18 protein-coding genes and 1 tRNA gene are annotated in these 18054 nt (G+C 71.5%); 12 read left to right on the top strand and 7 right to left on the bottom strand.

All coding sequences use genetic code 11. From position 1 onward, the window contains the following. The first annotated feature begins 10 nt into the window (after positions 1–10). Complete coding sequence (locus ACFVSU_RS20055) at positions 11–1123, top strand: aromatic acid exporter family protein (RefSeq protein WP_387147161.1); 1113 nt, start codon at positions 11–13, stop codon at positions 1121–1123. An 18-nt stretch (positions 1124–1141) separates the two neighbouring features. On the opposite strand, the gene ACFVSU_RS20050 is transcribed toward ACFVSU_RS20055, so the two are convergent. Next, the gene (locus ACFVSU_RS20050) at positions 1142–1960 is read right to left on the bottom strand and encodes a class I SAM-dependent methyltransferase (protein ID WP_387147158.1); all 819 of its coding nucleotides are present in this window, start codon (positions 1958–1960) and stop codon (positions 1142–1144) included. Between the two features lie 70 nt (positions 1961–2030). On the opposite strand from ACFVSU_RS20050, the gene ACFVSU_RS20045 reads away from it, so the two are divergent. After that, on the top strand, positions 2031–2780 hold the full coding sequence (locus ACFVSU_RS20045; protein ID WP_387147155.1) for a phosphoglyceromutase: 750 nt from the start codon (positions 2031–2033) through the stop codon (positions 2778–2780). Positions 2781–2885: 105 nt separating this feature from the next. Here ACFVSU_RS20045 and phoU read toward each other — a convergent pair whose 3' ends face one another. Further along, positions 2886–3566: a phosphate signaling complex protein PhoU gene (phoU, locus tag ACFVSU_RS20040; protein WP_387147152.1), complete on the bottom strand. Its 681-nt coding sequence runs from the start codon at positions 3564–3566 to the stop codon at positions 2886–2888. A 164-nt stretch (positions 3567–3730) separates the two neighbouring features. On the opposite strand from phoU, the gene ACFVSU_RS20035 reads away from it, so the two are divergent. Beyond that, positions 3731–5188 (top strand): sensor histidine kinase, encoded by a 1458-nt coding sequence (locus ACFVSU_RS20035; RefSeq protein ID WP_387147150.1) that lies wholly within the window; start codon positions 3731–3733, stop codon positions 5186–5188. Next, a complete protein-coding gene (locus tag ACFVSU_RS20030) occupies positions 5185–5868 on the top strand; it encodes a response regulator (protein WP_387147147.1) in 684 nt (227 codons plus the stop codon). The genes ACFVSU_RS20035 and ACFVSU_RS20030 overlap by 4 nt, the downstream gene beginning before the upstream one ends. 67 nt (positions 5869–5935) lie before the next feature. Here the strand turns inward: ACFVSU_RS20030 and ACFVSU_RS20025 are convergent, their stop codons facing one another. After that, positions 5936–6403 carry a DNA modification methylase gene (locus tag ACFVSU_RS20025; RefSeq protein ID WP_387147144.1) on the bottom strand — a complete coding sequence of 156 codons (468 nt, stop codon included), beginning with the start codon at positions 6401–6403 and terminating at the stop codon, positions 5936–5938. 145 nt (positions 6404–6548) lie between these two features. Here ACFVSU_RS20025 and ACFVSU_RS20020 point away from each other — a divergent pair, with 145 nt between their 5' ends. Beyond that, positions 6549–7031, top strand: coding sequence for a CarD family transcriptional regulator (locus tag ACFVSU_RS20020; RefSeq protein WP_045298114.1), 483 nt, complete (start codon positions 6549–6551; stop codon positions 7029–7031). 107 nt (positions 7032–7138) lie between these two features. Beyond that, the gene (gene ispD / locus ACFVSU_RS20015; RefSeq protein WP_387147141.1) at positions 7139–8341 is read left to right on the top strand and encodes a 2-C-methyl-D-erythritol 4-phosphate cytidylyltransferase; all 1203 of its coding nucleotides are present in this window, start codon (positions 7139–7141) and stop codon (positions 8339–8341) included. Positions 8342–8363: 22 nt separating this feature from the next. On the opposite strand, the gene ACFVSU_RS20010 is transcribed toward ispD, so the two are convergent. Beyond that, positions 8364–8831 carry a GNAT family N-acetyltransferase gene (locus tag ACFVSU_RS20010; RefSeq protein ID WP_387147139.1) on the bottom strand — a complete coding sequence of 156 codons (468 nt, stop codon included), beginning with the start codon at positions 8829–8831 and terminating at the stop codon, positions 8364–8366. 56 nt (positions 8832–8887) lie between these two features. Continuing rightward, on the bottom strand, positions 8888–9820 hold the full coding sequence (locus ACFVSU_RS20005) for a DMT family transporter (protein WP_387147136.1): 933 nt from the start codon (positions 9818–9820) through the stop codon (positions 8888–8890). A gap of 55 nt (positions 9821–9875) precedes the next feature. Between ACFVSU_RS20005 and cysS the strand changes: the two genes are divergently transcribed. The 3 genes from cysS (at position 9876) to ACFVSU_RS19990 (ending at position 13079) form a co-directional block, all read left to right on the top strand. Next, on the top strand, positions 9876–11321 hold the full coding sequence (cysS, locus tag ACFVSU_RS20000; protein ID WP_387147133.1) for a cysteine--tRNA ligase: 1446 nt from the start codon (positions 9876–9878) through the stop codon (positions 11319–11321). A 29-nt stretch (positions 11322–11350) separates the two neighbouring features. Continuing rightward, positions 11351–12340 (top strand): 23S rRNA (guanosine(2251)-2'-O)-methyltransferase RlmB, encoded by a 990-nt coding sequence (rlmB, locus tag ACFVSU_RS19995; protein WP_387147131.1) that lies wholly within the window; start codon positions 11351–11353, stop codon positions 12338–12340. Between the two features lie 97 nt (positions 12341–12437). Further along, positions 12438–13079, top strand: a complete 642-nt coding sequence (locus ACFVSU_RS19990) for an NAD(P)-dependent oxidoreductase (RefSeq protein WP_387147128.1) — start codon at positions 12438–12440, stop codon at positions 13077–13079. 76 nt (positions 13080–13155) lie between these two features. Here the strand turns inward: ACFVSU_RS19990 and ACFVSU_RS19985 are convergent, their stop codons facing one another. Further along, entirely contained in the window at positions 13156–14463 is a 1308-nt protein-coding gene (locus tag ACFVSU_RS19985; RefSeq protein WP_375872498.1) for a DUF4032 domain-containing protein, read from the bottom strand. A 73-nt stretch (positions 14464–14536) separates the two neighbouring features. Then, the gene (locus tag ACFVSU_RS19980) at positions 14537–15640 is read right to left on the bottom strand and encodes an ABC transporter ATP-binding protein (RefSeq protein WP_387147125.1); all 1104 of its coding nucleotides are present in this window, start codon (positions 15638–15640) and stop codon (positions 14537–14539) included. A 240-nt stretch (positions 15641–15880) separates the two neighbouring features. Here ACFVSU_RS19980 and ACFVSU_RS19975 point away from each other — a divergent pair, with 240 nt between their 5' ends. From ACFVSU_RS19975 to ACFVSU_RS19965, 3 genes are all read left to right on the top strand, one after another. Next, positions 15881–16822 (top strand): DsbA family protein, encoded by a 942-nt coding sequence (locus tag ACFVSU_RS19975; protein ID WP_387147122.1) that lies wholly within the window; start codon positions 15881–15883, stop codon positions 16820–16822. 38 nt (positions 16823–16860) lie between these two features. Then, a tRNA-Thr gene (locus tag ACFVSU_RS19970) sits at positions 16861–16936 on the top strand. Between the two features lie 67 nt (positions 16937–17003). Then, a complete protein-coding gene (locus tag ACFVSU_RS19965) occupies positions 17004–17960 on the top strand; it encodes a DMT family transporter (protein WP_387147119.1) in 957 nt (318 codons plus the stop codon). Positions 17961–18054 lie beyond the last annotated feature (94 nt).

Raw genomic sequence — 18054 nt, 5'->3', positions numbered from 1 at the left:
GGACCCGGCGGTGAGCGGCGACGGCGAGACCGCCGCGATCACCCAGGTCGTCCCCACGGGCTGGCGCGCCCGGCTCGACCTGCGCCCGCAGCTGTCGCGCGTGCGCGGCTCCGCGCTCGCCATCGTGCAGATCACGGTCGCCGCGACCGCGGCGTGGGCCTTCGCGCACTACGTCGTCGGGCATCCGGCGCCGCTGCTCGCCGCGACGGTCACCATCACCAGTCTGGGTCTCGTGCGCGACGCCCGCCCCCGGCGCGTGCTCGAGACGGTGGTCGGGATGCTCGTCGGCATCCTCGTCGCCGAGGGCTTCGTCGTGGTCGTCGGACCCGGCTGGTGGCAGCTCGCGCTCGCTCTCGGGGTGACGCTGCTGGTCGCGCGGTTCCTCTCGCCCTATCCGCCGTTCGCCATCATGGCGGGCGTCCAGGCGTGCATCGTCATGTCCCTGCCGGCGACGGAGCCGTTCTCGCGGCTCATCGACGGCGCGGTGGGCGGCGTCGCCGCCCTGGCCGTGACCGCGCTCATCCCGCGCAATCCTCGCAGGGAGGAGGCGCGCGACGGGCACGCGGTCTTCGCGGCCGCGGACGCCGCGGCGCGCACCATCGTGCAGGCGCTGCGTCGGGGCGATGCGCTCCGGGCCGCCCGCGGCCTCGAGAAGGCGCGGGCGATCGCCCCGCGCATCGACGAGTGGCGCGCCTCGCTGGATTCCGGCCTCGCCGTCGCCGGGTTCTCGCCATGGCTGCGCCCGCAGCGGGCCGAGCTGCGCCGGCACCACGCCGTGCTGCAGGCGATGGACTTCGCCACCCGCAACCTCCGGGTCGTCGCCCGGCGCGCGGTGTACCTCTGCGATGACGGCCAGCGACGTCCGGTGCCCGCCGAGGTGCTCGCCGAGCTCATGCGCGCCGCGGAGCTGGTGGGGGAGAGCCTCGACGACATCTCGCTGCAGCCGGCAGCACGCGAGGCGGTGCGAGCGGTCGCCGTGCGCCTCGACCCGGCGCAGATCCTCCCCGACGGTTCGCAGGGCGAGCAGAACCTCATCACCGCCATGCGGCCGTTCGCGGTCGACCTCCTCACCGCGACCGGCATGCCCTCCGCCGAGGCGCGGGCGGTGCTGCCCCGGGTGTGATGGACCGCGCGCCGCGGCTCAGCGCGGGGCCACGGCATCCCACGGCACGGTGACCTCGCCGAGGCGCCACCGCGACCGCTCGAGGATCGGCCAACCGGCGTCGGCCAGCGCCGACAGGGCCACGCGCCAGCGATGCACCGGGCCGAAGGGCGACACGCTGGCCGCGCGCTCCCACTCCGCATCGAGGGCCGTGAGGAACGCGTGCACGGGCTCGCCGGGGACGTTGCGGTGGATGAGGGCCTTCGGGAGCCGCTCCGCGGCGATGGACGGATGCTGCAGCCCGGCCAGCCGCAGCGACACCGTGAGCGTGCGCGGCACGGCGTCGGGGCCGAGCGCGACCCAGGTCGCGATGCGGCCGATCTCGTCGCACGTGCCCTCGACGAGGAGTCCGTCCGGTGCGAGGCGCGCGCACATCGTCGCCCACGCGGCCGCGACCTCCGACTCGTCGTACTGCCGCAGCACGTTGAACGCCCGCACCACCGCCGGGCGGCGCCCGCCGGGGACGGGCACCTCGAACCCGCCGCGCGCGAAGGACACGTGTGCGTCGGGGGCGAACGACGTGCCGCCCGCGCGCACCTGCTCCAGTTGGGCCCGCGCCCGCGCGACGCGCGCGGGATCGATCTCGAGGCCGAGCACCTCGACGTCCGGCCGTGCGCGGACCAGGCGCGCGTACAGCTCGAGCGCCGTCACGCCGCTCGCGCCGTAGCCCAGGTCCACGACGAGCGGATCGGCGGCGCGGCGCAGCGCGGGATGCCGCGCGATCCAGCGGTCCACGCGTCGCAGCCGGTTGGTGCCGGTGGTGCCGCGCGTGATCTGCCCGACCGGTCCCCGCGCCATGCCTCCATGATGCCAGCCCCGCCCGTCACAGCATCCGGGGGCGGCACCCGGCGCCGATATCATGGGGCGCATGACCGCGCCCTACACGCTGATCCTCCTCCGACACGGCCAGAGCGAGTGGAACAAGACCAACCAGTTCACGGGCTGGGTCGACGTCCGCCTCACCGACCAGGGCAAGGCCGAAGCCCAGCGCGGCGGCGAGCTCCTCGCCGAGTCCGGCATCCTTCCCGACGTGCTGCACACCTCCGTGCTCAGCCGCGCCATCCAGACCGCCGACATCGCCCTCGACGCGGCCGACCGCCTCTGGATCCCCGTCAAGCGCTCGTGGCGCCTCAACGAGCGCCACTATGGCGCTCTGCAGGGCAAGGACAAGGCGCAGACCCTCGAGGAGTTCGGCAACGACCAGTTCATGCTGTGGCGCCGCTCGTTCGACGTGCCGCCGCCGCCGCTTCCCGCCGACGACCAGTACAGCCAGGTCGGCGACCCCCGCTACGTCGGCATCGACGGCGAGGTGCCCGACACCGAGTCGCTCAAGATCGTCATCGACCGCATGCTGCCCTATTGGCACAGCGACATCGTTCCCGACCTCAAGGCCGGCAAGACGGTGCTCGTGACGGCGCACGGCAACTCCCTGCGCGGACTCGTGAAGCACCTCGACGGCATCAGCGACGCCGACATCGCCGAGCTCAACATCCCCACGGGCATCCCGCTGGTGTACCGCCTCGACGAGAACCTCGAGCCCCTCGGACCCGGCGAGTACCTCGACCCCGAGGCCGCCGCCGCCGGCGCTGCCGCGGTCGCGAACCAGGGCAAGGCCTGATCTCAGAAGCGACGGAAGAGCGGATGCCTCCCCACGAGGCATCCGCTCTTCCTTTTCTTCGCCTTCGCAGCGGCAGCTCCCCAGCTGCAGGCCGCGTGACGGGCTTTACAGAGCCGGGGCGACGACGTCGATCGTGTCGGTGCTCGACGTCCAGTCCCCGGTCGACAGGTACGCGACCTTCTTCGCGACCGAGACCGCGTGGTCGCCGAAGCGCTCGTGGTAGCGGCTGGCGAGCGTGGCGTCGACGGTGGCGGACGGATCGCCCTGCCAGCTGTCGCTGAGCACCTTCTCGAACACCGAGACGTGCAGCTCGTCGAGCTTGTCGTCGGCGTTGCGGATCTCGTCGATGAGGTCGCCGTCTTGCGTGCGCAGCAGCTCGGTGAGCTGGCGTGCCGCCTCGACGTCGAGTTCGCCCATCTTGAGGAACGTGGACTTGAGGCCCTTGGGGATGGCCCGCTCGGGGAACCGCATGCGGGTGAGCTGGGCGATGTGCTCGGCGATGTCGCCCATGCGCTCGAGCGACGCGCTCATGCGCAGCGCGCTGACGACGATGCGCAGGTCGCGGGCGACCGGCTGCTGGCGGGCCAGGATCTCGATGGCGAGTTCGTCGAGCTCGACGGCCTTCTCGTCGATGACCGCGTCGGCCTCGATGACCTCCTCCGCGAGCGCGACGTCGCTCGTTCCGAACGCCCGCGTCGCCTTGTCGATGGCGATCGTGACGAGCTCGGCGATCTCGACGAGACGGCCCTGCACGTCCTCGAGGGACTGGTGGAAGACTTCGCGCATTCCGACGCACCTTTCATGGATGGGGGAGCTTTCGCCCGCGCCCGGCCGATTGTCGTCAGCGAAGGTTAACGGATGGTGCTCCCGTGGTGAACAGTACCCGGCGCGGGTGCCCGGGTCCCCGTCACGGTCCATTGTCCCGCGCGACGTGCCCCTACGCTTGAGGCATGGATACGACGCAGCTCGCGCTGCTCGCCCTCCTCGCGGGGATCATCATCGGCGGTTCGATCTCCGCCGTCGTCGTCGCGTCGATGCGGGCGCGTGACCGCGCGCATGCCGAAGGGTCGATCGAGATCCCCGACGGCGTGCGCGGTGTCCTTCACGGCATGGACGACGCCGCCGTGGTGGTGGACGCGTCGTTCACGGTGCTGGCGGCTTCGTCCGCTGCCGCGGCGTTCGAGCTGCTCGAAGGCGGCACGCTGCCGACCGACGAGCTGCGGACCCTTGCGCGCCGCGTGCGGACCACCGACGCCGAGGTCACCGAGGCGAGTGCGACGGAGACGATGCGGCTGCGCCGTGGCGCCCCGCCGGCCGAGCCCCGCCTCGTGGCCGTGCGCGCGTCGCGCATCTCGCCCCGGCTCACCCTCCTCGTGCTGCGCGACATCTCGGAGCGCGAACGCGTCGAGGAGATGCGGCGCGACTTCGTGGCGAACACGAGCCACGAGCTCAAGACGCCCGTCGGCGCGGTGAGCCTGCTCGCCGAGGCGATCGAGTCGGCCGCCGACGATCCGCCGCAGGTGCGGATCTTCGCGACGCGGCTGCAGGCGGAGGCCAACCGGCTCGCGCTGCTGACCTCGCGCATCATGAACCTGTCCCGGCTGCAGGCTGCGGACGAGCTCCCGCAGCAGGACGTCTCGATCGACGAGGTCGTGGCGTCGGCTCTGGACGCGCACGCGATCCAGGCGGACTCCGCCGGCGTAGAGGTGATGCGCGGCGGTGCGCGAGGCCTGTATGTGCACGGCGACGCGCAGGTGCTGAGCGAAGCCGTCGGCAATCTGATCGCGAACGCCATCGCGTACTCTCCGCGCGGCTCGAGCGTCGGCGTCGGGATCAAGGCCGTCGACCGCGTCGTCGAGATCGCCGTGACGGACCGCGGCATCGGCATCGCCGAGGGCGAGCAGGACCGCGTCTTCGAGCGCTTCTATCGGTCCGACCCCGCGCGCGCCCGCCGCACCGGCGGCAGCGGGCTCGGCCTCTCCATCGTCAAGCACGCGGTGCAGCGCCACGGCGGTGAGGTGCGCCTGTGGTCGCGCCCCGGCCGCGGGTCCACGTTCACGATCCGACTGCCCCAGATCGACGCGCCCGACCTCGAACCGGCGCCCAAGCGCGGGCGCAAGAAGAAGCGGCCCGTCGCTGACGTGACTGCCGTCGAGGCCGGGCTCGCCGCGGGGGCTGCGCCCGCGGCCGTCCCTGCACCGTCTGCGCCTGCCGCCGCTCCGGCCGCGAAGAGCGCGCCGGTCGCGAAGAACGCTCCGGCCGCACCCGCGGCGAAGCCCGCCGCTTCCGCCCGCGCGGCCAAGCCTGCGGCACCCGCCCGCGCCGCCAAGGCCGCTGCGCCCAAGACTCCCGTCGGTCCTGCCGGCGGACAGAACCCTGCATCCGTCGCGAATGGAGACCCCGCATGACCCGCGTCCTGATCGTCGAGGACGAGCCAGACCTCGCCGACCCGCTCGCCTACCTCCTTCGCCGCGAGGGCTACGAGGTCGAGATCGCCGAAGACGGCCCGACCGCGCTGACCGCGTTCCGCGAACGCGGCGCCGACATCGTGCTGCTCGACCTCATGCTGCCCGGAATGCCGGGCACCGAGGTGTGCCGCCAGATCCGCGTCAATTCGGCCGCGCCGATCATCATGCTGACCGCCAAGGACTCCGAGGTCGACATCGTGGTGGGCCTCGAGCTCGGCGCGGACGACTACGTCACGAAGCCGTACTCCGCCCGCGAGCTGCTCGCCCGTATGCGCGCCGTGCTGCGACGGTTCTCGCAGATCGACGCCGACCTCGAGGACCGCGTGCTGGAAGGCGGTCGCGTCGTGCTCGACATCGACCGTCACACCGTCGCCGTCGAGGGCGGCGAGATCAACATGCCGCTCAAGGAATTCGAGCTGCTCGAGGTGCTCATGCGTAACGCGGGTCGCGTGCTCACGCGCGGTCAGCTCATCGATCGCGTGTGGGGGAGCGACTACTTCGGCGACACGAAGACCCTCGACGTGCACATCAAGCGGATCCGCTCCCGCATCGAGAAGAACCCGGGCTCGCCGGAGATGCTGGTGACCGTGCGCGGCCTCGGCTACCGCTTCGAGGGCTGAGCCACCGCAGACGAGAAGAGGGCGCCCCTCGTGGGGCGCCCTCTTCTCGTGTCTGCGCGAGCGTCGCTCAGGGAGCGAGGGGCGCGAGGTAGCTGAGAGAGCCGTCCAGCACGGGCACCGAGACGAGCGCGCCCTCCGAGTCGCCGGACTGGAAGAACGTGGTGATGTCGGTGCCGGGGAGGGCGTCGAGGTCCTCGACGAGGAGCGGCTCGTCCTCGTCGGAGCCGAGGCTCACGGTCGTGTTCGCGGGCACCCTCACGGTGAGCGTCGGACCGCCCTCGCCGAACTCGATGTTGAGGGTGTGCGAGTCCTCGGTCTGGTTGATCAGCGCGGCGACGAAGTTGCCCTCGGACCCGTCCTCGTTGGCGACGATCTGGGCGTTGCGCACCTCGACGGGGCCGGCCTCGTGCACGTTCGTCCCCTCCGCCGCGGAATACGGGAGCGTGGTCGCCTGCGGCGAGATCATGCTGCAGCCGGTCGTCGTGAGGACGAGTGCGCCCCCGATGGCCAGCGACGCGATGAGGCGGCGGTTCACGGATCCTCCATAAGACGGATGACGGTTCTCCAGCATTCTAGGGGCTCGCGATGTACCGCGCGGAGCACCGCCCCGGCCGGAGGGCGGAGAACCTTAGCGTATTTCGCCTGTGGTATCCTGGAGGTTGCCGAAAGGACATAACTCCATGCTTTTTGAGGTTGGCGAGACGGTCGTCTACCCCCACCACGGGGCGGCTACGATCATCGAGGTCAAAGACCGGATCATCAAGGGCGAGACGAAGAAGTACCTGAAGCTCAACGTCACGCAGGGTGATCTCATCATCGAAGTCCCCGCAGAGAACGTCGACCTGGTCGGCGTCCGAGACGTCATCGGCAAGGAGGGCCTCGACAAGGTCTTCGAGGTGCTGCGCGCTCCCTTCACGGAGGAGCCGACCAACTGGTCGCGCCGCTACAAGGCGAACCTCGAGAAGCTCGCCTCCGGTGACGTCATCAAGGTCAGCGAGGTCGTGCGCGACCTGTGGCGCCGCGATCAGGACCGCGGCCTGTCGGCCGGAGAGAAGCGCATGCTCGCCAAGGCGAAGCAGATTCTGATCTCCGAGCTGGCCCTGGCGGAGAAGACCGACGAAGAGAAGGCGAGCGTTCTTCTCGACGAGGTCCTCGCGAGCTGAGACTCCTGGAACGGCGCCCCGATGGGGCGCCGTTCTGCTGTGCGCACCCGGTCCCGGCGGGGCAGGACGCGCACAGCGCCGCCCGTCGATCGCGATAGCGTGAACGGGTGAGCATCACTCCCGTGCCCCGCGTCGGCGTCATCGTGGTGGCCGCCGGGTCCGGCACCCGACTGGGCGCCGGAGCGCCGAAAGCGTTCGTCGGCATCGACGGGAGCAGCATCCTGCGCCACGCCCTCGAGGGCGTGTTCGCCGCCCCGCTCGCGCAGGTCGTGATCGTCGCCCCGGCCGGGCGCGAGGGCGACGCGCTGAGCGAGGCGCTGGCCACCGCGGGGGACCGTCGCGAGCTGATGTCCGTCGTCGCGGGCGGCGACACCCGCCAGGCCTCCGTGGCCGCCGGTCTCGCGGCCCTCTGGGCCGACGTCGAGGTCGTGCTGGTCCACGATGCGGCACGCGCCCTCACCCCGGCCGAGGTCTTCGAGCGCGTCATCGCGGCGATCGACGGCGGCGCGGTCGGCGCGATCCCCGTGCTCCCGGTCATCGACACGATCAAGCGCGTCGCCGGTGACGAGATCGTCGCCGCTGTCGACCGCGCCGATCTCGCCGCGGCGCAGACGCCGCAGGGCTTCCGGCGAGACGTGCTCGACGCGGCATATGACGCCGCCACGACGGACTTCACCGACGACGCCGCCCTGGTCGCCGAGGCCGGGCATGCCGTCGCGGCCGTGCCGGGGCATCCACTCGCCTTCAAGATCACCACCGCGGCGGACCTCGATCGCGCACGCCACCTGATCGCCGAGCCCGCACCGCACGCCCCGGCACACCTCGGCGGGGTTCCGGTGCTTCCGCGCGTCGGCGTCGGCACGGATGTGCACGCGTTCGGCGGCGAGGGGACGCTGTGGCTCGCGGGGCTCGAGTGGCCGGGTGAGGCGCCGCTGTCAGGGCACTCGGACGGCGACGCCGTCGCGCACGCGATCGTCGACGCCCTGCTGGCGGCCGCGGGCCTCGGCGACATCGGTACGCACTTCGGCACCGATCATCCCGAGTACGCCGGCGCGCACGCGGGCGCGTTCCTGACCCGCACCGTCGCGCTGCTCGGGGAAGCGGGCTGGCGCGTCGGCAACGTCTCCGTGCAGGTGCAGGCGAACCGCCCGCGGTTCTCCGCACGCCGCGCCGAGGCCGAGCGGGTCCTGTCGGCCGCACTCGGCGGCGCGCAGGTGTCGGTCTCTGCGACGACGACCGACGGCCTCGGGTTCACCGGGCAGGGCGAGGGTGTCTCCGCGTTCGCCGTCGCCCTCGTCGTCCCGGCCTGACCGCCCCGCGCCCGTCGGGGCGTCAGAGCGTGCGCGTCATGAACACCGAGAACGGGTCGAGCGCGTAGTCCTCGAAGGGACCGCAGACGACGAAGCCCTCGCTCTCGTAGAGGCGCTGCGCGGGCACGAAGTCCTCGGTGGTCCCCGTCTCGAGCCACAGGCTCGACATGCCGCGCCGCCGGGCGTCCTCGACGATGTGACGCAGCAGCGCGCGGCCGACGCCGGTGCCGCGGAATCGGTCGTCCGCACGCATCGATTTGATCTCGCCGCGATCGGCATCGAGCGCCTTGAGCGCCCCGACTCCCGCGAGCTCGCCGTCGACCCACGCCGTCCAGACCGAGAGGGACGGATGCCGCAGCGCGTCGATGTCGAGTGCGTGCACGCTCTCGGCGGGAGACGTGTCGTGCATTCCCGCCAGGTGCAGGGCGATGAGGCGCCGGGTGGCTTCGCCGTTCAGGTCGTCGGTGCGGATCTCGATGGTGCGCTGCATGTCGCGCCCAGTGTGCCACGCCCCGGTTTCGGCCGTGTTTCCCGTCCGGCTGGGCCTCACGCCTCGACGGCGTACGGCGCGGGGTCGCGTGGCGACCGGGATCCCCACGCGAGGAGGGCGAGTCCGGCAGCCAGCACCACGAGCCCGACGATCGCGAGGGCCGACAGCCGCTCGCCCAGCACGACGATGCCGAGCACGCTCGCGGTCAGAGGCTCGCCCAGCGTGAGCGTCGCGGCGGTCGCCGCGGTGAGGCCGCTCAGGCCCCACGTGAACAGCACGTACGCGATGGAGATGGTCGCGAGGCCCAGCCAGAGGGCCATCACCACACCCGACGTCATGCCGAGCCACGAGAGGTCCACGAAGGGGAGCGCGAAGGCGCAGATGATGGCCGAGCTGGCGCCCATGGCTCCGACGACCGTGAAGGGGTCCCAGCCGTCGTCGAGCAGCCGCCGCTGCGCGTTGGCGATGACCGCGAACGAGGCGCCCGCGCCGATGGAGCCGATCAGTCCCAGGGGATCCGTGCCGCCGGCCGCTCCCGCCTCGCCGCCGAAGCCCAGCAGCACGACGCCGATCGTCGCGAGCGCGGTCGCGCCCATCCACGTGGGTGTCGGCATCCGTCGCGTCAGCGCCCATTCCAGGAGGCCGGCGAGGATCGGGGCCGAGCCGAGGGCGACGACCGTGCCTACGGCGACGCCGTTGCGCGCCGTGCCGAGGAAGAACAGCGGCTGGTACAGCGCGAGGCACGCGCCCGTCAGCACCATGAGCAGAACCGGCCGGGCGCCCCACCGCGGACGCACCGCACCCGCCGGCAGGCGTCGGGCGTGCCGTGCGGCGAGCGAGAACGCGATGATCGCGAGGCCCGTGCCGCCGATCACCATGCGCATGACGCCGATCGACAGGGGGGTGGTGCCGGCGGGGCCGAGCGCCTGCGACGTGCCCGTCGTGCCGAACAGGAGCGCGGCGGCGAGGACGGCGAGCACATGCACCATTTAGTTCTACAGGCTCACTCAGGGTCGGCGCGGTACCCGCCGGTAGGCTGGTGCGGTGACGGTTCAGTTGTACGACACCAAGGCGCAGACCCTGCGCGATTTCGTGCCCCTCGAACCCGGAAACGTCACGATCTACGTCTGCGGTCCGACGGTGCAGTCCGGGCCTCACATCGGTCATCTCCGCGGCGCCCTGAGCTTCGACATCCTGCGGCGCTGGCTCACCCACCGGTATGGCCGTGTCACCTTCGTCCGCAACGTCACCGACATCGATGACAAGGTGCTCGCGAACGCGTCGGACGGTGAGCCGTGGTGGGCGCTCGCGTACCGCATGGAGCTCGAGTTCACGCGCGCGTACACCGCGATCGGCATCCTCCCGCCGACCTACGAGCCCCGCGCGACGGCATCGATCCCGCAGATGCAGGAGCTCATCCAGCGCCTCATCGAGGCGGGTCACGCCTACGCCGCGGCGGCGGACACGGATGCCGCGGGCGACGTCTACTTCGACGTCCGGTCGTGGACGGACTACGGGTCGCTCACGAACCAGTCGCTCGACGCGATGGAGCCGGCGGCCGACGCCGATCCGCGCGGGAAGCGCGACCCCCGCGACTTCGCCCTCTGGAAGGGCGCCAAGGCCGACGAGCCGGCATCGGCGACCTGGGCCTCGCCCTGGGGATCCGGGCGCCCCGGCTGGCACATCGAGTGCTCCGCGATGGCGCGCCGCTACCTCGGCGGCGAGTTCGACATCCACGGCGGCGGGCTCGACCTGCGCTTCCCCCACCACGAGAACGAGCTCGCGCAGTCCACGGCGGCCGGCGACGGCTTCGCGCGGTACTGGGTGCACAACGGCCTCGTGACGGTCGGCGCGCAGAAGATGTCGAAGTCGCTGTTCAACTTCGTCCTCGCCGAGGACCTGCTGCGCGAGCGCGACCCGCTCGTGGTGCGCTACGCGCTCGCGGCGGCGCATTACCGGTCGAGCCTGGACATCACGACCTCGACGTTCGACGAGGCCGAGGCGGCGCTCGAGCGCATCCGCACCTTCCTCGAGCGCGCGCTGCGCACACTGCGGGGGACGGAGGACGTGCGGGTGGATGCTGCTGTCCCCGCCGCGTTCGCGACGGCCCTCGATGACGACCTCGGGGTGCCCCAGGCGCTTGCCGTGCTTCACGAGACCGTGCGCGACGGCAACACCGCGCTCGATGCGGGTGACCGTGACGCGGCGCTCCGCGCGTTCGCCGACGTCGCCGTGATGGCGGGCGTGCTCGGCATCGACCCCCTCGACCCGCAGTGGCGGTCGACGGATGCCTCGGCCGAGGCATCCGCTCTCGACGCGCTGGTGCAGACGATGATCACGCAGCGCGCCGCCGCGCGCGCTGAGAAGGACTGGGCGGCGGCCGACCGCATCCGCGACGCGATCGCGGCGGCCGGCATCGCCCTCGAAGACGGTCCCGACGGGACGCACTGGAGTGTCGCCGACGCTCCTCGCCCGGCGGAGAGCAACTGACGGGCCGCGGCCCGCACGAAGGAGAACTGATGGCAAAGCCAGGGCGCCCCGGCGCAAGCAAGGGCGGCAAGGGTCCCACCAAGGGGTCGGGCGGCAAGAACAAGCGGTCCCTCGAGGGCCGCGGGCCGACCCCCAAGGCCGAGGATCGCGCATGGCACCCGGCCGGCAAGCGCAAGGCGGCTGCTGACCGGTACGCGGCGGCAGGCGGCAAGGGCAAGCCAGGACAGCCGGCGCCCCGGTCGTCGCGTCCCGCCAAGAAGGACGATGACACCGAGACGGTGACCGGCCGCAACTCGGTGCTCGAGGCGCTGCGCGCGAAGATCCCCGCCACCGCGTTCTACATCGCGCAGCGCGTCGAGATGGACGACCGCGTCAAGGAGATGCTCGCGATCGCCACGCACCGCGACATCCCGGTGCTCGAGGTCACGCGTCCCGAGCTCGACCGCATGGCGGGCTTCGACGGCGTGCACCAGGGCGTCGCGCTCAAGGTGCCGCCGTACGAGTACGCCCACCCGCAGGATCTTCTCGAGAAGGTGATCGACGAGGGCAAGACGCCGCTGTTCGTCGCGCTCGACGGCATCACCGACCCGCGCAACCTCGGCGCGATCCTCCGCTCGACCGCGGCCTTCGGCGGGCAGGCGGTCATCGTTCCGCAGCGCCGCTCGGCGAGCGTGAATTCGGCCGCGTGGAAGACGAGCGCCGGCGCCGCGGCTCGCGTGCCGGTCGCCCTCGCCTCGAACCTCACGGCGATGCTCAAGGACTTCAAGAAGCAGGGCGTGTTCGTGCTCGGCCTCGATGGCGGCGGCGACGTCTCGCTCCCGGCGCTCGAGCTCGCGGACCGTCCCGTCGTGATCGTCGTCGGCTCCGAGGGCAAGGGTCTCTCGCGCCTGGTGACCGAGACGTGCGACCAGATCGTGTCGATCCCGATCTCGTCGGCCACCGAGTCGCTCAACGCCGGGATCGCGGCATCCGTCGCGCTGTACCAGGTCTCGACGCTCCGGGGCTCCACTCCCGCCTGAGTCCGCGTGTGACGCGCGCGGGAAGAACCCCGCGCGGCGCACGTTTCCCTCTGCAGAGCCGGCGAAGGCCGGCGCACCACTCGTCGAAAGGCAGCACATGGCACGCATCGCCGTCATCGGAGGCTCGGGATACGCCGGCCGTCACATCGTGGCCGAGGCGGTGAGCCGGGGCCACAGCGTCCTCTCGATCGCGCGCCGCATCCCCGCGGAGCGCCACGCCGGCGCGATCTACGTCGAGGGGTCGTTGACCGACGTCCCCGATCTCCTCGCCCAGATGGAAGGCGTGGACGTGGTCGTGTCCGCGGTCGCGCCGCGCGGCGAGATGGAGGGCCTGGTGCGTCCGAACATCGCGGCGCTCGCCTCGCTCCTTCCCGAGGGCGTCCGCCTCGGCGTCATCGGCGGCGCCGGCGGCAGCCTCGTCACCGAGGGCGGCGAGCGGGTCGTCGACCTTCCCTCTTTCTCCGAGGACTACAAGGCCGAGGCGCTCGAGGCGATCGGCATCCTCGACGACCTCAAGGAGGGGCCCGAGTCGCTGGACTGGTTCTACATCCACCCGGCGGGCGGCTTCGGCGCGTACAACCCGGGGGAGCGGACCGGCGAGTACCGCACCGGCGGCGACGTCATCGTCACCGACGCGGAGGGCGAGTCGTACATCTCGGGCGAGGATCTCGCCGTCGCGATCGTTGACGAGATCGAGCACCCGCAGCACCCCCGCAAGCGGTTCACCGTCGGGTACTGACAGCTGGAATCGCGAAAGGGTGCATCTCCGCCGGCGGAGATGCACCCTTTCGCCATCCGGGTGACGCGAGACGGGCTCAGACCAGGTCGCGCCAGTCGATGTCGTCCTCGTCGTCGTCGATCACGGGGTTGGATGACGTGATGATGGACAGCGACACGGTCTCGGTGGGCGGGCCCATGAGGGTCGCCTCGTCGCGGCGGTGGCGCAGCACGTTGTCGATGTAGCTCGTCAGAGCCTCGGCGAGAGGCACCGACTTCCCCTTGGCCTGCGACAGGTACCAGCGGTGCTCGAGCAGTTGGTGGAACACCTCGGCGGGCTCGAGCTTCGAGCGCAGGTCCCAGGGGATCGCCTTGACGACCGGCTCGAACACCCGGGTGAGCCACTCGTGGGCGACCATCTCCTCGTCGTCGCCGAGGCGTGAGATGCGCACGCGGAACTCGTCGAGGTCGTTGAGCAGGCGCCGGGCCTGGTTCTCCTCGACGTCGAGGCCGGTCAGGCGCAGCAGACGCCGCTGGTGGTGGCCGGAGTCGACGACCTTGGGCTGGATCGACACGCGGGTGCCGTCGGCGGTCGTCTGGATCGACATCTCGCCGATGTCGAACCCGAGGTCGTTGAGCCGCTGGACGCGCTCCGTGAGACGGTACGCCTCGTCGGCGCGGAACGTCTCCTCGTCCGTGAGCGCGGCCCACAGGGCGTGGTAGGCCGACACGATGCCGTCGGCGATCGCGATGGCGTCGACGCCGCCCTCGAGACGCCCCCCGGCCTCGAGATCCATGATCTCGCCGGCGATGTTCGTGCGGGCGACGTCGAGGTCGTGTGCGCGCTGGCCCGGGGTCAGGCCGCTCTCGTGCAGCTCGCCGGTCTCGGCATCGACGAGGTAGGCGGCGAACGCGCCCGCGTCGCGGCGGAACAGCGTGTTCGACAGCGACACGTCGCCCCAGAAGAAGCCGACGTTGTGCAGGCGGACCAGCAGCAGCGCGAGCGCATCGACGAGGCGCGTCGCGGTGTCCGGGCGCAGCACCTGCGTGAACAGGGCGCGGTAGGGGAGCGAGAACTTGAGGTGCGCGGTCACCAGAGCCGCGGGGAGCGGCTCGCCCGCGGCATCGGTCCTCCCGGCGATCACGGCGACGCGCTCGACGCACGGCACGTCCAGGCGGGCGAGGTTGCCGAGCATGTCGTACTCGCGCTGCGCCATGGCCTGGGTCGTCTCCTTGATGGCGACCACCCGGCCCGAGAGGTTGGCGAACCGCACCAGGTGGCGCGAGATGCCCTTGGGCAGGAACACGATGTGGCTCGACGGCCACTCTCCGAGCGGGGTCGACCACGGCAGCGTCAGCAGCCCCGGATCGACGCTCGAGGCGGTGATGCTCAGGGCGTCAGGCACATACCCTCCTGGAAAAGTGCGACGGCGCGGGGGGAAGAAGCTCCCACCCGCGCCGTCGCGAACGAATCAGCGGTTACGCCGCGGCGATCGCCTTGTCGGTGAGGCGCTCGCCCGACTCGATGTCGAACACGTGGACGTGTCCGGGGACCGGAGCCAGCGTGACCTTGTCGCCCGCGATCGGGTGACGGCGGCCGTCGACGCGCGCGACGATGTCGGTGCGCTTGCCGGCGACGTCGGCGTGACCGTAGAGGTAGCCGTCGGCGCCGAGCTCCTCGACGAGGTCGACCGTGACCGTGAGGCCCTTGCCGTCCGCGGGGGAGACCTGGATGTCCTCGGGACGCACACCGATGGTGACCTCGGTGCCGTGCGCCTTGCCGAGCGTGTCGGCCTCGACGCCCACGACGCTGTCGCCGAACTGCACGCCGCCCTCGGCGATGTGCGCCGGGAACAGGTTCATGGCGGGCGAGCCGATGAAGCCGGCGACGAACACGTTGTTCGGCTTCTCGTACAGGTCGCGCGGCGAGCCGACCTGCTGGAGGAGGCCGTCCTTGAGGACCGCGATGCGGTCACCCATGGTGAGCGCCTCGGTCTGGTCGTGCGTCACGTAGACCGTGGTGACGCCGAGGCGGCGCTGCAGCGACGCGATCTGCGTACGGGTCTGGACACGGAGCTTGGCGTCGAGGTTCGACAGCGGCTCGTCCATGAGGAACACCTGCGGCTGGCGGACGATCGCGCGGCCCATGGCGACGCGCTGACGCTGACCACCCGAGAGGGCCTTCGGCTTGCGGGTCAGGTACTCCTCGAGGTCGAGGAGCTTCGCAGCCTCGAGAACGCGAGCGGCGCGCTCCTCCTTGCCGACGCCGGCGATCTTGAGCGCGAAGCCCATGTTCTCGGCGACCGTCATGTGCGGGTACAGCGCGTAGTTCTGGAAGACCATCGCGATGTCGCGGTCCTTCGGGGGGACGTCGGTGACGTCACGGTCGCCGATCAGGATGCGGCCCGAGTTGACCTCTTCGAGGCCGGCCAGCATGCGCAGCGACGTGGACTTGCCGCAGCCCGACGGGCCGACGAGAACCAGGAACTCGCCATCGGCGACCTCGAGGTTGAGCTTGTCCACAGCGGGGCGAGTGCCCCCGGGGTACAGACGAGTTGCGTTGTCAAACGTGACGGACGCCATGTTCTCTTCTCCTTCACCGGCAGGTACGTGCCGGACGATCCGTAGTGAGGAATGAGCGGGGGCTTACCCGCACGCCCGCCATCGGGCGCAAGGAATAGTATGACACGGCGCGCGCGGAGCTTGCGTCTGGGCATTTCCCAGGGTGGCTGACTAGCATCGTGGACGGCCGCTTTCCCGCCTGGCCAGTGCGAATCCATGGTCTAGCCGGTTCGCCGCCCCCCTTCCGCCCCGAGAGGTTCCATGTCGAGCGACGAGTCACAGAACGCCGCGCCCAGCGAGCGCCGCGACGCCGTGCGCGAGAAGGCGCAGCAGGTGAAGGCGCGCCAGTCGCGAGCGCGTCTGATCCGACGGACGTCCCTCGTCGCCGTCGCCCTCGCGTTCGTGGCCGTCATCGCCGTCGTGGTGACGTGGACCGTCTCGTCGAGCGCATCGAAGCCGACCATGAGCCCGGCCAGTGGCGTCGACGGCGGATTCGTCGTCACCGACGTCACCGGAGCGGGCGTCGCCGGCGACTCCAGCGCGGGCGGCCTCGTCGAGGGCGAGGCGAGCACGACTCCCGAGACCGAGCCGACTCCCACCTCCACGCCTACGGATGCGCCCGCGGTCGATATCCGCGTCTACGTCGACTACCTCTCGACGGGTTCGCGAGAGTTCCAGCTCGCGAACATGAAGCAGCTCTCGCAGTGGATCGATGACGGCGCCGCCACTCTGACGTACTATCCGGTGGCCATGCTCACCGCGAAGTCGAACGGCACGAAGTACTCGCTGCGCGCCGCCGGCGCCGCGGCCTGCGTCGCCCAGCACTCGCCCGACTACTTCTTCGCGTTCAACGACGCCCTGCTGCGCCAGCAGCCGGAGGTCGACTCCGACGGCCTCAGCGACGACGAGCTCGCGACGCTCGCGCAGGCGACGGGGCTCGACGGCGGCAAGGTCGTCCGTGCATGCATCGAGGACCAGTCCTACGCGTCGTGGGCGAAGGCGGCCACCGAACAGGCGCTGAAGGAGCTCCCCGGCACGGACGGTGTGGCCCTCACCGGCACCCCGATGGTGCTGGTCAACGGCACGCAGTACGTGGGCAAGCTCGACGACCCCAAGGAGTTCGCGCAGTTCGTGCTGACGATCGCGAGCGACGCGTACTACAAGGCGACGCCGACCCCGACCCCGACGCCGACCGCTCCCTGATCGGGTCCTCGCGCGGGCGCCGCTAGACTGGGCGCTCTGCCGACTTGGCGCAATTGGTAGCGCACCGTACTTGTAATACGGGGGTTACGGGTTCAAGTCCCGTAGTCGGCTCCAGTTTCCGGCGACTCGTCGCCGCGGGTCAGCGCCCCGTGGCAGGCTCCCGTCGCGCGGGCAGGAGAGGATGGATCGGGTGACCGCACGCCGCCTGCCCGCATGGATCGGCCTGGGCGGCGCCGCACTCATCGGCATCCTCACCGCCGTGCAGGCGCGCATCAACGGCCAGCTCGGCATCCGCATCGGCGACGGGTTCGCCGCTGCCGTGATCTCGTTCGGCTCGGGACTGCTCGTCCTCGTGGTGCTGTCGGCCGCACTGCCGCAGGGACGCCGCGGATTCGGCGCGTTGGCGACGGGGCTGCGCGAGCGGAGGATCCCGATCTGGATGCTGTGCGGCGGCGTCGCCGGCGCGCTCTCGGTCGCCACGCAGTCGCTCGCGGTCGGCATCATCGGTGTGGCCCTGTTCACGGTGGGGGTCGTCGCCGGGCAGACGGTGAGCGGGCTGCTGCTGGACCGCGCCGGCGTCGGGCCGGCCGGTGTCGTCGCGGTGACGCCGGCGCGCCTCGTCGGCGGCGCGCTCGCGGTGCTCGCCGCGGCGGTGTCGCTCGCCGGAGGAGTGCACGCGCCCTTGGTGCTCCTGGTGCTGCCGTTCCTCGTCGGCGCGGGCATCGCGTGGCAGTCGGCGGTCAACGGCCGGCTGCGTCAGCGCGTCGGCACGCCGCTGACGGCGACCCTCGTGAACTTCATCGGCGGCACGGCGGTGCTCGGCGTGGCCGAGCTCGTCCACACCGCGATCGCGGGACCGCCGACCTCGTTCCCGTCGGATCCGTGGCTGTACATCGGCGGGGTCATCGGTGTGACCTACATCTTCCTCGCGGCGGCCCTCGTGCCCTACACCGGCGTCCTGCTGCTCGGCCTCGGCACCGTCGTCGGGCAGGTCGTCACCTCGGTCCTCATCGACGCCCTCTGGCCGACGGAGGCCGCACCGACGGTCGGCGCCTCGCTCCTCATGTCGACGCTGGCGATCCTGTCGGTGGTCGTGGCCGCTGTGCCGTGGAGACGGATGCCGCGCCGCGGCCACTGACGCCGCGCACATCGTCGCCTCACCCCGCGCCGCACCGCGGGGTGGCATGCTGAGACCGTGCCGAAGGGGTCGCAGCCGCACCGCACCCTCCCGT

Source organism: Microbacterium sp. NPDC058062 (assembly GCF_042885375.1).
GTDB classification, from domain to species: domain Bacteria; phylum Actinomycetota; class Actinomycetes; order Actinomycetales; family Microbacteriaceae; genus Microbacterium; species Microbacterium trichothecenolyticum_C.
This window is presented reverse-complemented; position numbering and strand designations above follow the sequence as displayed.